We start from the raw sequence: 278 nt of genomic DNA, 5'->3' as shown, positions 1-278 counted from the left end.
ATCGTCTGCAGCGACAGCTTGCTCAACTAAATTCAGATGATCAGGCCAAGCAAAGTGCCGCTTTTGAAAAATTCAGTTCAAGCTTAGATAAATCTCTAGATTTAGCTAAGCGTCGTCGTAGTGCTATTCCACCTATTGAATACCCACCACAGCTGCCGGTTGCTGAACAAAAGCAAACTATTTATGAGGCGATTCGCGACAATCAAGTGGTGATCATTGCCGGTGAAACAGGCTCTGGTAAAACCACTCAAATTCCTAAGATTTGTTTAGAGCTTGGC

1 protein-coding gene is annotated in these 278 nt (G+C 43.5%); it reads left to right on the top strand.

Features of this window, described 5'->3' with window-relative positions:
- Nucleotides 1-278, top strand: a 278-nt coding sequence (locus Q4528_RS13710) for a hypothetical protein (protein WP_303522110.1), incomplete at both ends; no start/stop codon positions are given.

Origin of the sequence: Staphylococcus pasteuri (assembly GCF_030547725.1) — a bacterium.
GTDB classification, from domain to species: Bacteria; Bacillota; Bacilli; order Staphylococcales; family Staphylococcaceae; genus Staphylococcus; species Staphylococcus pasteuri.
Note: the sequence above shows the minus strand (reverse complement) of the source record. Positions and strands in the feature narration are given on the sequence as shown.